General features: G+C 46.4%; 16 protein-coding genes. 2 read left to right on the top strand and 14 right to left on the bottom strand.

What is annotated here, in order from left to right; genetic code table 11:
* Window positions 1-18: 18 nt before the first annotated feature.
* The 4 genes from grpE to lepA all read right to left on the bottom strand — a co-directional run bounded on the left by grpE (window position 19) and on the right by lepA (window position 4,795).
* Window positions 19-624 carry a nucleotide exchange factor GrpE gene (gene grpE, locus QMA01_RS06110; protein WP_225218540.1) on the bottom strand — a complete coding sequence of 202 codons (606 nt, stop codon included), beginning with the start codon at window positions 622-624 and terminating at the stop codon, window positions 19-21.
* Window positions 625-641: 17 nt separating this feature from the next.
* Window positions 642-1,676, bottom strand: coding sequence for a heat-inducible transcriptional repressor HrcA (gene hrcA, locus QMA01_RS06115; RefSeq protein ID WP_191715906.1), 1,035 nt, complete (start codon window positions 1,674-1,676; stop codon window positions 642-644).
* A gap of 90 nt (window positions 1,677-1,766) precedes the next feature.
* Complete coding sequence (gene hemW, locus QMA01_RS06120) at window positions 1,767-2,906, bottom strand: radical SAM family heme chaperone HemW (RefSeq protein WP_290214530.1); 1,140 nt, start codon at window positions 2,904-2,906, stop codon at window positions 1,767-1,769.
* 59 nt (window positions 2,907-2,965) lie between these two features.
* Window positions 2,966-4,795 carry a translation elongation factor 4 gene (gene lepA / locus QMA01_RS06125; protein ID WP_203339811.1) on the bottom strand — a complete coding sequence of 610 codons (1,830 nt, stop codon included), beginning with the start codon at window positions 4,793-4,795 and terminating at the stop codon, window positions 2,966-2,968.
* Between the two features lie 215 nt (window positions 4,796-5,010).
* On the opposite strand from lepA, the gene rpsT reads away from it, so the two are divergent.
* Entirely contained in the window at window positions 5,011-5,259 is a 249-nt protein-coding gene (gene rpsT, locus QMA01_RS06130) for a 30S ribosomal protein S20 (RefSeq protein WP_290214531.1), read from the top strand.
* Between the two features lie 53 nt (window positions 5,260-5,312).
* Here rpsT and holA read toward each other — a convergent pair whose 3' ends face one another.
* A complete protein-coding gene (gene holA / locus QMA01_RS06135) occupies window positions 5,313-6,341 on the bottom strand; it encodes a DNA polymerase III subunit delta (RefSeq protein WP_191715910.1) in 1,029 nt (342 codons plus the stop codon).
* 156 nt (window positions 6,342-6,497) lie between these two features.
* Between holA and QMA01_RS06140 the strand changes: the two genes are divergently transcribed.
* On the top strand, window positions 6,498-6,632 hold the full coding sequence (locus QMA01_RS06140; protein ID WP_008431587.1) for a YqzM family protein: 135 nt from the start codon (window positions 6,498-6,500) through the stop codon (window positions 6,630-6,632).
* Window positions 6,633-6,695: 63 nt separating this feature from the next.
* Here the strand turns inward: QMA01_RS06140 and QMA01_RS06145 are convergent, their stop codons facing one another.
* The 9 genes from QMA01_RS06145 to aroE all read right to left on the bottom strand — a co-directional run bounded on the left by QMA01_RS06145 (window position 6,696) and on the right by aroE (window position 13,680).
* The gene (locus QMA01_RS06145; RefSeq protein WP_290214532.1) at window positions 6,696-8,840 is read right to left on the bottom strand and encodes a DNA internalization-related competence protein ComEC/Rec2; all 2,145 of its coding nucleotides are present in this window, start codon (window positions 8,838-8,840) and stop codon (window positions 6,696-6,698) included.
* A gap of 128 nt (window positions 8,841-8,968) precedes the next feature.
* Complete coding sequence (locus QMA01_RS06150) at window positions 8,969-9,541, bottom strand: ComE operon protein 2 (RefSeq protein WP_203339810.1); 573 nt, start codon at window positions 9,539-9,541, stop codon at window positions 8,969-8,971.
* Window positions 9,542-9,622: 81 nt separating this feature from the next.
* Window positions 9,623-10,207 (bottom strand): helix-hairpin-helix domain-containing protein, encoded by a 585-nt coding sequence (locus tag QMA01_RS06155; protein WP_290214533.1) that lies wholly within the window; start codon window positions 10,205-10,207, stop codon window positions 9,623-9,625.
* 177 nt (window positions 10,208-10,384) lie between these two features.
* Window positions 10,385-11,107, bottom strand: a complete 723-nt coding sequence (locus tag QMA01_RS06160) for a class I SAM-dependent DNA methyltransferase (protein ID WP_290214534.1) — start codon at window positions 11,105-11,107, stop codon at window positions 10,385-10,387.
* Window positions 11,104-11,442: a ribosome silencing factor gene (gene rsfS, locus QMA01_RS06165; RefSeq protein ID WP_142827773.1), complete on the bottom strand. Its 339-nt coding sequence runs from the start codon at window positions 11,440-11,442 to the stop codon at window positions 11,104-11,106. The genes QMA01_RS06160 and rsfS overlap by 4 nt, the downstream gene beginning before the upstream one ends.
* Window positions 11,439-12,014: a bis(5'-nucleosyl)-tetraphosphatase (symmetrical) YqeK gene (yqeK, locus tag QMA01_RS06170; RefSeq protein ID WP_203339808.1), complete on the bottom strand. Its 576-nt coding sequence runs from the start codon at window positions 12,012-12,014 to the stop codon at window positions 11,439-11,441. The genes rsfS and yqeK overlap by 4 nt, the downstream gene beginning before the upstream one ends.
* Window positions 11,983-12,570 (bottom strand): nicotinate-nucleotide adenylyltransferase, encoded by a 588-nt coding sequence (locus QMA01_RS06175; RefSeq protein ID WP_203339807.1) that lies wholly within the window; start codon window positions 12,568-12,570, stop codon window positions 11,983-11,985. Before QMA01_RS06175 ends, yqeK begins: the two co-directional genes overlap by 32 nt.
* The gene (gene yhbY, locus QMA01_RS06180; protein ID WP_191715915.1) at window positions 12,567-12,866 is read right to left on the bottom strand and encodes a ribosome assembly RNA-binding protein YhbY; all 300 of its coding nucleotides are present in this window, start codon (window positions 12,864-12,866) and stop codon (window positions 12,567-12,569) included. Before yhbY ends, QMA01_RS06175 begins: the two co-directional genes overlap by 4 nt.
* Entirely contained in the window at window positions 12,853-13,680 is an 828-nt protein-coding gene (aroE, locus tag QMA01_RS06185; RefSeq protein ID WP_191715916.1) for a shikimate dehydrogenase, read from the bottom strand. The genes yhbY and aroE overlap by 14 nt, the downstream gene beginning before the upstream one ends.
* Between the last annotated feature and the right edge of the window lie 10 nt (window positions 13,681-13,690).

The following is a 13,690-nucleotide window of genomic DNA, read 5'->3' on the forward strand; positions in this document are numbered from 1 at the left end:
AATTCCTCCAATAATTTTTTATTCGTTTACTTTTACCATTGCCGGACGGAGAACGCGTCCTTTTAGGATATAGCCTTTTTGCAATTCCTGCAGGACAGTTCCCGGTTCAGCGGAATCATCTTTTTCCTGCATGACTGCCTGATGGAAATTCGGGTCGAAAGGTTCGCCAACCGCCTTGATTTCTTCCAAGCCTTCGCGGCTGACAGCTTCAATCAAGGATTTTTGGACCATTTCGACACCCTTCATTACAGAAGCCGATTCTTCGCTGGTGGTTTGAAGCGATAATGCACGCTCGAAATTATCCAAAACTGGCAGGATATCTGACAGCAGGGATTGAGAGCGGAATTTATTGGCTAAATCTTTGTCTATTTGCGTACGCCGTTTGAAATTATCATAATCGGCAAGCAGGCGCAAATATTTGTTCTGTTCTGCTTCCAACTGTTTGCGCAGCTCTTCAGCTTCGTCAACCGTTTCTTCCTCTTGCTCAGCGGAAAGGTCGACTTCCGGAGTTTCTGTATCCGCGAATTCTGTTTCCTCTTCAGCAACAGGCGCTTTCGCTTTTTCTTCCACTTCTTCAGCCATATCTTGTTCTTCAGTTTTTAATGGTTCATTTTTTTTTGACAAGTCTATTCCTCCTTTGTTCACGTTCCTTTAAACATGCGGGTCAACTCTTTCGATAAATCACCGCTTAATAGGTCCAATATGGAAACAATACGTTTGTAATCCATTCGTTTTGGCCCGATTATGGCAATTGACCCTGTTTGTTCTTCACCGATATCGTACGACACCGTAATGACACTGCAATCTTCCATTGCCGACAGCGTATTTTCCGAGCCGATGCGGATGTGGAGGCCTTGGCTTCCCACTGGCAAGATCATCGGAATATGCTTGGCTTCTTCCATAACATCCATCAAATTTCTGATTTTCTGGAGATCGTGAAAATCAGGTTGCTTGAGGATGTTCAATTTCCCACCGTAAAAGACGTTTTCATCTTCATGCGGCAATAAAACCGCTTTTCTGAACGTATGGAATAATTCGCCATAGTGTTCAACATGCTGTTTTAAGATCATCAGCGTTTCCTGTTCCAACCGCAGATGCAGGTTGTTCAGTGAGACGCCAACCAGCCGTTCATTGAGGATATTGGCCATCTTCTCAATATCTGATGGGTTAAGACCAGGCGGAATGGAAAACACGCGATTCTCCACATGCCCCGAATCGGTTACGATAATCGCAACCGCAGCATTTTCCGTCAACGGCACGATCGACAATTTCTTAACGATATGCATGCGCACATCAGGCCCCAAAAGAATGGATGTGTAATTGGTCAACTCCGAAAGAATCATCGCCGAGCGCTTAATGATTTCTTCAGTCTCTGTCAATTTTTCTTCAAAGATGGAACGCAATTGCACGATATCCTGTTGCGGCAATGGCCTTGGCGTCAGCAGGTGATCGACATAATAGCGGTACCCCTTTTCGGAAGGAATGCGTCCGGAAGACGTATGGGTTTTTTCCAGGAAGCCCATTCTTTCAAGCTCGGCCATCTCGTTGCGGATGGTTGCCGAACTATAGGAAATCCCAGGCTTCTTGGAGAGTTGGTTCGATCCTACCGGCTGAGCTGATTGAATATAATCATCCACTGTCACCTTTAAGATGAGCAGTTGCCGTTCTGTTAACATGATCATCACCTCTGTTAGCACTCTAAGTACCCGAGTGCTAATACTACATTAAAATTAACAAATATAACGACCCTTGTCAACGCAAGACCCCTATGCCAATAAAAATTGTTCAAATACTTCGTTGCCGACAAATCGGCCTTTTCTGGTCAACCGGACAAAGTCTCCGGCGATCTCCAAATTTTCCTTTTCGATTTCCTTTTCCAATATGCTGCCATATACATCCTGTATCGGTTTTTGGAACTTATCCTGGAAATGCAGCAGTGATACACCATTTGTCTTCCGCAACCCTAAAAACATTTCCTCTTCCATTTTTTCGTGGACCGGCACTTCGTGTGTATTGAGGATCGGGCGTTGGCCTGAATCCAGCGGTTCCATGTATTTTTTCAACGGTCCGGCATTCGAATAACGGACGCCGTCTACATAACCATGCGCGCCTGCTCCAACACCAATGTATTCAACATTGTCCCAATACAGGAGGTTATGCCGGGACTCATGGCCTGGGCGCGCGAAGTTGGAGATTTCATACTGTTTCAGTCCCCGGCCGTCCATTTCATTCATCAACCGTTCGTACATATCCGCTTCCAAATCTTCTGTGACAGTATTCAACTTGCCTTTTGTCATCAAGTTGTAGAAGACAGTCTTCGGTTCAATGATCAGCGAGTATGCGGAGAAATGCGGCAAGTCGAAAGCGAATGCCTGTGCGAGCGTATCTTCCCATTGCTGCATGCTCTGGCCCGGCAGCCCGTACATCAAATCAAAACTCAAGTTTTTGAAGCCGACTTGGCGCGCCGATTCGACCGCCCGCCCAACATCGGTATTGCTGTGTGTCCGGCCAAGCCGTTTCAGCAGGTCTTCATCAAATGACTGGACGCCCATGCTCAAACGGTTGACGCCTCCGTCAAACAATACCTGCATTTTGTCGCGTGTCAGTTCATCCGGATTGGCTTCTGAAGTCCATTCCAAGTCGTCTGCCATCGGCACATAGCGGTGGATATAGGACAACAGCTTCTCCAGCTGAACAGGTGTCAGCGAAGTTGGCGTGCCGCCTCCCAGAAAAATCGTTTCAAGCGGCTGGTCAAGTGCTCCTTGTTCTTTCCATAAAGCCAGCTCCTTCCCGACAGAATCGATATAGGCATCTACGGGCTGGTCTTTGAAAAAGACTTTATTGAAATCACAGTAAAAGCAGATCTGGTGGCAGAATGGAATATGGATATACAATCCTTTAACCATTTTATTTCCTCTTTTCTAATAAGAAAAGGAGGCTGAAATTCCCGCCCCCTTTTTTCCGTTTATTTTGATTGGTCATCCATTTTCAGGATCGCCATGAATGCTTCTTGTGGAACTTCAACAGATCCAACTTGCTTCATGCGTTTTTTACCTTCTTTTTGCTTGTCCAAAAGTTTGCGTTTTCGGGAGATATCCCCGCCGTAACACTTGGCAAGAACGTTTTTGCGCATGGCACTGATGGTCTGGCGTGCAACAATCTTCTGGCCGATGGCGGCTTGGATCGGCACTTCGAACTGCTGGCGCGGGATCAGGCTTCTCAACTTATCAACGATCACTTTGCCGCGTTCATAGGCAAAATCACGATGGACGATAAAGCTTAAGGCGTCGACTTGTTCGGAATTCAGTAGAATATCCATCTTCACAAGTTTCGACTCTTTGTAGCCGATCAATTCATAATCAAATGAAGCGTAGCCTTTTGTTCCCGATTTGAGCTGATCAAAGAAATCATAGACGATTTCAGCAAGCGGCAGCTCATAGATGATGCTGACACGTGTGTCGTCGACATAATCCATTGTCATGAAATTGCCTCGCTTGCGCTGGCAGATTTCCATAACTGCGCCGACATAATCATTCGGGACCATGACAGTCGCTTTCACATAAGGTTCTTCAACCATTTGGATTTTCTGCGCGTCCGGCATCATGGCAGGGTTATCGATTTTCAGGATTTCCCCGTCCGTCATGTGTACGTCGTAGATTACACTTGGTGCTGTTGTGATCAAATCAATGTTGAATTCACGCTCGATGCGTTCCTGAATGATTTCCATATGCAACAAGCCGAGGAAACCACAACGGTAACCAAAGCCAAGCGCCTGGGAAGATTCCGGTTCAAACTGCAGAGCGGCATCGTTCAACTCCAATTTCTCCAGCGCATCACGCAAGTCGTTGTATTTGGATGTATCGATCGGATACAATCCGCAATAAACCATCGGATTCAAACGGCGATAACCTGGCAATGCTTCTTTTGCCGGGTTATTGGCCAATGTAATGGTATCTCCGACGGTGGAATCGCCGACATTTTTGATGGCAGCGGTCAAAAATCCGACATCGCCAACTGTCAATTCATTACGAAGCGTTGCATGAGGAGTGAAAACCCCTGCTTCAATCACTTCAAATTCTTTTCCGGAAGCCATCATCTGGATGCGGTCTCCAGGCTTCACAGTTCCTTCCACAATCCGGATATAAGCGACGACGCCACGGTATGGATCGTAAAGGGAGTCAAAGATCAATGCTTTTAACGGCGCATTCGGGTCGCCTGTTGGTGCAGGAACTTTTTCGACAATCTGTTCAAGAATATCCTCGATGCCGATTCCCGCTTTTGCTGAAGCCAATACAGCTTCAGAAGCATCCAATCCGATAACATCTTCGATTTCCTGGCGAACACGCTCCGGATCGGCAGCAGGCAAATCGATTTTATTGATAACTGGCAGGATTTCCAAGTCATTGTCCAATGCCAAGTAAACGTTCGCTAAAGTCTGGGCTTCTATGCCTTGAGCCGCATCGACAACCAGTACAGCGCCTTCACAGGCGGCCAGGCTGCGCGATACTTCGTAAGTGAAGTCGACATGGCCCGGTGTGTCGATCAAATGCATAATATAGATTTCTCCGTCTTTGGCTTTATAATTCAGCTGGACAGCATTTAATTTGATGGTAATGCCGCGTTCCCGTTCAAGATCCATGGAATCCAGTGACTGTGCTTTCATTTCACGGGAAGTCAGCGCTTCCGTCTTTTCTAAAATTCGGTCAGCAAGCGTAGACTTGCCGTGGTCAATATGCGCAATAATTGAGAAGTTGCGGATTTTGCTTTGACGGGATAATCTTTCCTCATTATTCATTCTCTTCACTCCTAAATAAACTACTATGAATTATAGCAGTACAGCACGGATTGAGCAATGAAAGCCCAAGAAATCATTTCAGTGTCAAGTGAAACTTCTTTGCACGTAACTATTGCATTCCTGTCGTTGATTTGATAAAATAACTCTTGTTGTATAGAGACATTAAAGAGTTGGGATGATTTCCCCTCTTACATATTGTCTAGGAGGTGAAAGATATGCCAAACATTAAATCTGCAATCAAACGTGTGCGCACGAACGAAATAAAAAACGCTCAAAACTCACATGTGAAATCAGCAATGCGTTCTTCTATTAAGAAAGCTGAAACAGCTTTGACTAACAAAGACGATAACGCTAGCGATTCTGTAAAAGCTGCGATTAAACAGGTGGAAAAAGCGGCTTCTAAAGGCTTGATCCATAAAAACACTGCAGCTCGTAAAAAATCGAGCTTGATGAAAAAAGCGTAAAACCTTTTAAAAAGCCGGTTCCTCCAGAGGAACCGGCTTTTTTTCTATGCATGTTAACGTTTCATTTGAGACGCGCGCTTCATCAGGAAAAATTCCAGGATGCGCTCACGGTTGCCGCTGACTGTCTTCAGCTGCAGATCGATCGCCGCCAAATCCCCCAATACTTGAAGCAGCCGCTTCTCGGAAATCTGTTGGCGCTTTTCCACCAGCAGCTTGACGCGGTACGGATGGGCTTTCAATTGTTTGGAGATCTGCTGCGCATGATAGCCTTTTTTCTGCAAGTAATAGACTTGGATCATGAAGCGAATCTGCGAAGCCAGCAAAGCCGTCAGCGCCACAGGTTCTTCTTTTTGCCTCAACAAATCATAATAGACACTGAGTGCGCCGCTGACATCGCCGTCCAAATAAGATTGCAGCATTTTGAAGGCATCCTGTTCGAGCGTCCGCGCAGTCATTCTTTCTACAAGGTCTACCGTGATATCGCCTTCCGCTGCACCAAGGTACAACGACATCTTCTCAATTTCCGAAGACAGCAGGGTCAGATTGGTGCCTGCCATTTCCATCAGCCGCTGCGCCGCTTTCAAATCGATGCCTTTTCCAAAACTTTTCGCTTCATGCATCAGCCAGCTTTCCAGATCATTTGTCTGCAAAGATTTCGCTTCCACCAGAACGGTATGCTGTTTCATCAGCTTGGTGACTTTTTTCCGCTCATCCAGCTTTTCATAAGGTGCAACAAAAATCGTCACAGAACTGCCCGGTGGATTTTCAAGCCACGCTTCCAAAGCCTTCAAGTCATGATTGATCTTTTCCTTGCCGCGTTCCGCCGCCTTCAGGAACGAAGCATTGCGAGCGATTATGAGCTTTCGGTCGCTGAAGAAAGGAATGGTATCCGCTTCATCGATGACGTGGTCAACAGGAACTTCATCCAAATCAAAAAATGTCAGTTCCAATTCCCCGCCGTCCGTTAATTTATCTTTTAATAAGTCCAATGTTTTTTCAATGAAATAGCTTTCTGTTCCCACTATGAGATAAACAGGGTCTATTTGCCCGCTGCGTATGGATTTCCACACGGATGTAATCATCGTATCAGCCTCCCTCTCTCTACTATATCGGATTTTTGCCCATTTGGGTATTTGACAGTTATGTGTCAGCGCAGAAATTCGTTTGTTAAAGTCCACTTCAATCTAGATTTTTATTCAGACTTCGCTTATAATTAGAAGGAATTAGGAGGGATTTCAATGAATGAATTTGAACAGAATGTACAGTCCAAACGTAACGATGCAATCGACGCGGGAATGGGCTTTGTCGTATCCTTTGGATTTTTCGCCCTTATCTTTATCATCGCTGGACTTGTACAGTTCGCTGCACGGTAATTAAATCAAAAAAGGTTCCGGAGTTTCATATCCGGAACCTTTTTTTGTTGCTCAATACATCAGTCAACGCATAGTCTCCAACTCCACCTGTCCATCATTATATAACAGCCGGATGGTGCCGTTTTCAGCAGTGTTCAATGTACGGAGTTCCAATTCACTAAAGCGCTCGACCACTTCCAGGCTCGGATGTCCGTAACGGTTATCAGCACCCGTCGAAAATATCGACAGTGCAGGCTTGAGGGCAGCCAGGAAGCCTTCGCTGCTGGATGTTTTGCTGCCATGATGACCGACTTTCAATACTGTCAGCCCGGCAAGATCAGGTTCGTAAGACTCCAGCAGACGCGCTTCGCCTTCCGCTTCCAGGTCTCCCGTAAACAAAATTCGGTAATCGCCCGTTTTCATCAGCAATACCAAGGAATCATTATTGCCTTCGTACTCCTCATCATCCGGCGACAGATACGCAAAGTGCGTTTGTCCTACGGTCCAGTTTGATCCCTTAGCTGGAAATGCCACTTCCGTCTGCGCCGCATCAGGAGCCAGTTCGACCATCAACGCGTTCGCCGCTGACCCTGGCGTCAAATGCAACTGATCAATAGGAAACAGCTTGAAAATCTCCTCTGCTCCTTCTGCGTGATCGGCATCCGGATGCGAAATGATGAACAGATCCAGTGAAGAGATTCCACTCCCCTTTAAATAAGGTGCTACAACCTGCCTGCCAATTTCGTAAGGTCGCTTCTTCTCCTTAAAAGCTTCAGTATCGAATCGCAGCAAGCCCCCGCTGTCGATCAAATAGACCGCTTCCCGGTAAGGCAATTCAATTACTGCACTGTCCCCTTGGCCAACGTCCAAAAATGTCACTTTCAAACGCGGATCCAAATAAGGCAACGCTGTGAAAAGCAGGGCCGGAACGATCAAAATCAACAATTGGCGCCAATGGAACCCTAACTCTGCAACACAATAAAATACATAAACACTGGCAATGAGCAAACAGACGGCCAGAACTCCCGGCTTTCCAGGATTCCATAATTGATAAGGCAAATCCGCCAGCCACAGCATTAATTGCCCAACCAGCCCACGCAAAGGTTCGTAAAAATAAAACATGAAATCTGCCGCCGGTCGGCACAGCAGAGTCAGAAACAACAGCAAAAAATTCATCGGCAGAATCAGCAAGGTGAACAGCGGGACAAACAGGCTATTCACCAGGAATGCAGACAGAGACAATTCATAAAAATGAAACAGCAGCAACGGATACAAGGTCACTTGAGATATGAAGGTGATGACAAATCCCGTTTTCAAAGCAGACTGGATTCCCCTCAACAATTTTAGCGAGTATATAATACCGAATGTCGCGCCATAGGACAGTTGGAACCCAATTTTGAAGAGGACATACGGATCCCATAACAGCAAAAGAATCATACTAGTTAACATAACATTTGCAATAGGCAACCGGAATCCAAGCAACTTTCCTGCCAATACAAGAGTTACCATGCTGACAGCCCGCCAAACTGAAGGGGCACCACCAGCCATGACTGCGTAAAGCGGCAGAATGATGAGCAGAATGACTGTAGCCGACTCTTTTCGGACATGCAGGCGGGTAAGGATGAAATACAGCATCCCTGATGCGATTCCCACATGCAATCCCGAAATGGCAAACAGATGAGAAATTCCAAGCGTTTGATAAATGCGTTGATCTTCCGGGTCCATGTTTTCCCGCTCCCCGATCAGCAGCGCTTCCGCTTCCACTGACAAGCTTTCGGGAAAATGTTCACGGATATGGCGCTTGAGTGCATCACGCCTCCCCAACAGCCCTGTAAACCACGAATCGTTTTCGCTGATGCCTTCAATCGACTGAACAACCAGTAACTGGGAAGCTCCATTGTGGATCAGATATTCTTCCATATTGAACGAATAACGATGGGAAGGCGGTGACGGAACCTCAAATACCCCCTTTACCAGAAAGTCCGACCGGTCCACCAGGCCTTCCAGCTGATTTTTTCGCTCTTCCGAAGCTATTCGATAACGGGCATAGACGACCGTCCCATCCGCGATTACCGCAAAGCCTCTTAGGCTGTCACCATCGACAGCTGATCCTGCACGGAATGTCAGTTCACCCGAATAGGGAAGCGAGTAATCAAAATGGTCCTGGCTCCGGAAATCCTGCAAAAGGTAAATCGCGCCAGCAACTAAAAAGATACTGAGAATAAGCATTAGGCTTTCTCTTTTACAGCACATCCAACCAAAAAGCAGCGCCATGAACACGAGTTGAACCGGTGTTTCATGCGCTGCATATGTGGCAAGAGCTGTAGCAGTTGCCAGGTACAAAAATAGATTGGCTGTTACACTTCGACTTCTCCGAATAATTGGTTCACCCGTTCATTATAATGGGCCAATTCTTCCTCGCTTCCGCCTTTTTCACGTAATTTTTCCAGCAGCTCCATGTATAGAGCTGACTTTTCGACACTTAAAAAGTCGATTTTACGCTCATCGAATACCACTTGCACCACTTCCACACCAGCCTGTTCCAGTAATTCAATGGCGTATTCGTGATTTTTGTAGTCAGTTGCGTAATACAGACGGGAAATGCCTGACTGAATGATCGACTTGGTACATTGCAGACACGGGAAATGACTGACATACATGTCGGCGCCATTTACGCTGACGCCGTATTTGGCGCATTGCAACAGTGCATTCATTTCTGCATGGATGGTACGGACACAATGCCCATCGACGACATAACAGCCTTTATCGATGCAATGGTCGCCGCCTGAAATCGATCCGTTATAACCGCCGGCCATGATTCTGCGGTCGCGCACAATGGTCGCTCCGACCGACAGACGTGTACAAGTACTTCTAAGTGCCAGTAAATGGCTTTGCGCCATGAAGAATTGATCCCAAGTTATTCGCTTCATCTAATTGCCTCCTGCAAGTGTAGTTAAAATAAGTGTAGCAGAGGCAGTCGTTTCGTCAACCGTCTTTTCAAGCCGGTTCCGTTATTTAGTGGTGATCAACTCTTTTAATTGTTCGAAGGTTTTATCGCCGATGCCTGAGACTTCGGTCAATTCCTCCGGTGTTTTGAAGCTGCCGGCTTCTTCCCGGTAAGCAAGGATCGCAGCGGCTTTGGAAGGGCCGATGCCCGGCAACTCCATCAACTCGGTTTCAGTTGCCTGATTGATGTTGATCAAGCTGCTGCTGCCCGCTGAAGCTGTCTGTTCCAATGCGGGCAGGACGATTTCTTCACCGGCCGCCGGTACGTATAAACTGGTTTCATCAGCAACAATCAATGCCAAATTGATGGCGCGGCTGTCGGCTTCAGACGTAAATCCACCAGCTGCGTCTATAGCATCCTGCATACGAGAGCCTGGCGCGAGCTCATAAACGCCGGGATTGGCCACTTGGCCTTTCATATCAATCATTACAGTAGATTCGATTACAGGGTCTTCGTTTTCAGGAGTTTCTGTCTGCTGAGGGGATTCAGCGTTGATCAGTTCTAGAGAAGGAACAGGAGTTTTTTCAGGGTTTCCTTGAGGAAATAAAAAATAAATCAACAGCAGCGCAATGACGGCAGCGGGGATCAACAGCCATGCGGTTTTATTCTGAAGCTGGGAAAGTTTCAGCTGGCATTCCTCGTTTCTTCAGAAGGCAATTAAATAGAAGCTGTTTGAATTATATATTAATTCCATTTCACTTGTCCATCCTTTTCGAAATAGAAAAAAGCCCCCTGCATTGTGCAGGAGGCTGAGTAGAATTCTTGTTTATTTTTTAGCATAAAAGAAAATGCGTTCACTTTCTTCATCTGGAGCCTGATCCGAAAAATCGGCTGTAATCGATTCTATGGAAAATCCGGCTTCTTCCAGCCACTTGATGTAAACATCCACCGGGAAAGTCATCTGTTCATGCGTTTCTTCGAAGCGCTCAAACAAGCCATTCTGGCGGACAAAAAAAGTCATGTCATGAATCACACTATGTTCTGCCTCTCCAGGCTCGGTATGCCAAATATAAGCGATTTCCTCTGCATCATAAACAAACGGACTGTCCATATAAACTTTATCCACTTTGAAAACGGAATGCACATCAAAGAAAAAATGGCCTCCTGAGTTCAAGGCTTCATAAGCTTCCCTGAACGTCTGCCGGACCTGTTCGCCGCTCTGCAGATAATTTAAGGAATCGATTGCAATCGTGACGATATCGAAACCGGCAAGCCCTTCCAAGTTGTCCATGGACAATTGAAGCACCGGAATAGACTGGTTTGCTTCTTGAAACCGTTGATTGGCGACCGTCAGCATGTCTTCAGACAAATCGCTTGCGGTCACTTCATAGCCCATTTCAGCAAAAAGCTGTGACAATGTGCCGGTTCCGCACGCCACGTCCAGCAATTTGCCGGACGGGACGTGGGAAGCGACCCACTCCACATACTTTTCATAAGGAATATCTTCCATCAGTCCATCATAGACTGCGGCAAATTTTCCGTATTTCATATTTCCATTTGCGGAGCTTCTCTCCACAGGCGTTCAAGGTTATAGTACGAGCGTTCGTCTTTATGGAAAACGTGGGCTACCACATCTCCAAGGTCAACAAGGATCCAGCGTGCTGAATCGAATCCTTCAACACTTTTCACTTCGTGGCCTTCTTCGTGTGCTTTGTCCATGATTTCTTTTGCAATCGATTGGACTTGGCGATCGGAGTTCCCTGTACAAATAACGAAGAAATCAGCCAAAAGCGAAATCCCCTCCATATTCAAGACAACGATGTCTTCCGCTTTTTTGTCTTCCGCAGCATTATAAGCTACTTGCAGTAAAGTTTCTTTAGTCATTCTTTCACTTTCCCTTTCTGTTGCACGAAGTAGTTGTAGCACTTCAGTGAATCCGGAAATACCGGTTGATTTTTTGATACTAAAAATTCGATGGAATGTTTAACCGAGGCTTCCATCATAACATCCAATCCCCGATCTTTTAATTGTCGCAATTCTTCAACACCGGAAAACTTTCGGTTGGGCTCGATCAAATCGGCAATATAGACGACTTTTTCCAAGTCAGACATCGCTTCGCGCCCCGTCGTATGGTAACGGATGGCATTCAGGACATCTTCATCCTCCACTCCGAATTCGGTAGTTGCCAAATAAGCGCCAACCGGTGCATGCCAAAGTTCCGCATGGTATTCAAGCAAGAGCGGGTCCATCTCTTCAGAGACAATGATGGATTTCATCCAGTCACGATCCGAAAACTTCGCAACGTCGTGAAGAATGGCAGCAATTTCAGCTTTGGATTCAGAAACATTAAATTCCTTTGCCAGTTCAATCGCCGTATCCACTACCCCAAGCACATGCGTAAAACGATTGTCAGGCAGCCGTTCTTTAACTTTCTCCAACATTTGGCTTGGCTCCATACAACCCCTCCTCTCGAATAAATGCTTCCACTTTGTCAGGCACCAAAAATGCCAGCGGCCGCCCAACAGCAGCACGTTCTCTCAACATGGTCGATGACAGCAGCAATTCAGGTGAATCGATCATCATGACCGGATAAGGTGTTTCTGTATTATACCCCGGGCGCTTGACTCCAATAAAGCGAACCAACTTCACCAAATCATCGATGCGATACCAGGAAGGCAAACCTTCCACCATATCTCCGCCGATGATGAAGTAAAATTCCGCATCCGGTTCTTTTTCTGTCAGCTTTGTCAATGTATCAAACGAATAGGAAACGCCGCCGCTGTTGATTTCGAATTCCTCCACCCGGAATTGCGGATGGCCGGATATCGCCAGCCGTGTCATTTCCAGCCGCTGCTCAGCACTGGCTCCCGCTACATCTTTATGAGGTGCAATAAAATTCGGCATGAAGCGCACTTCATCCAGTTTCGCTGAATGGTATGCTTCGCTGGCCATAATCAGATGGCCGAGATGAGGTGGATTGAATGTTCCGCCCAATATCCCGACTTTTTTCATCGTTTGACCGGCAGCTCGATTCGTTTGTTGTTGACCGATTGCTTGTAAAGGACCACCGTATGACCAATCAATTGGACCAATTCCGATTTGGTGCCTTTTGCAAGAGCTTTCGCCACTTCATCTTTGCCGTCTTCATTGTTTTGCAGAATGCTGATTTTTACCAATTCGCGTTTTTCTAATGCTTCTTTGATTTGTACAAGCATCGCTTCATTGACGCCGCCTTTTCCTACCTGGAAAATCGGATCAAGATGATGTGCTTCGCTTCTCAAAAAGCTTTTTTGTTTAGTTGTTAACATAAGTGCCTCCTAGTTTTTCTGTGATCAATTGAATCATTTTCTCGGTGTTCGGCTGAACGCCCGTCCATTTCTCAAATGCAATTGCACCTTGATAGACGAACATGCCGACTCCGTTTACTGTCACGCAGTTTTTTTCTTTTGCTTTTTCTAAAAAAGGGGTAACCAAAGGTGTGTAGATGATATCCGCCGCTACTGTCCCAGCCTTGATCCGTTCCAAGGAAATCGGCAACGCTTCCCCTGTCGACAAACCGACTGAAGTGGTTTGGATGACAACAGAGAATTCTGCCAGCCGCTCTTCAGATTCCAAAAGAGTCACAGCGCTGGCACCGATTTCAGCAGCCAATTCCTCGGCTCTCCGGAATGTCCGGTTGGTGATGGTAATATCGGCAAAACCTGCACGTTTTAATGCAAAAGCGATGCCTCTTGCAGCGCCACCGGCACCAATCAGCAACACTTTCGCTGTCTTATCGACCGGATGCACGAGCAATGACCGGACAAAACCATCGCCATCGGTATTTGAACCCACAAATTCTTTGCCATCAAAATGCACGGTATTGACCGTATTCATCTGCATGGCGCTTTCGTCCAGGCTGCCGAGAAACGGCACAATGGACTGCTTATGCGGCAAGGTGATATTGAAACCGCTGATACCCAAGGTTTTCATGGCTTCAAAAGATTTTTCCAAATGTTCCGGTTCCACATGGATCGGAATATAGGCCGCATCGATGCCATGCTCGTCAAACCATGTTTCATGCATAAACGGGGATAGGGAGTGGGCAATCGGATCACCGATTACCGCGTACCATTTCTTCATCCAAAAACCT

The organism is Planococcus notacanthi, from assembly GCF_030407825.1.
Classification (GTDB): Bacteria; Bacillota; Bacilli; order Bacillales_A; family Planococcaceae; genus Planococcus; species Planococcus notacanthi.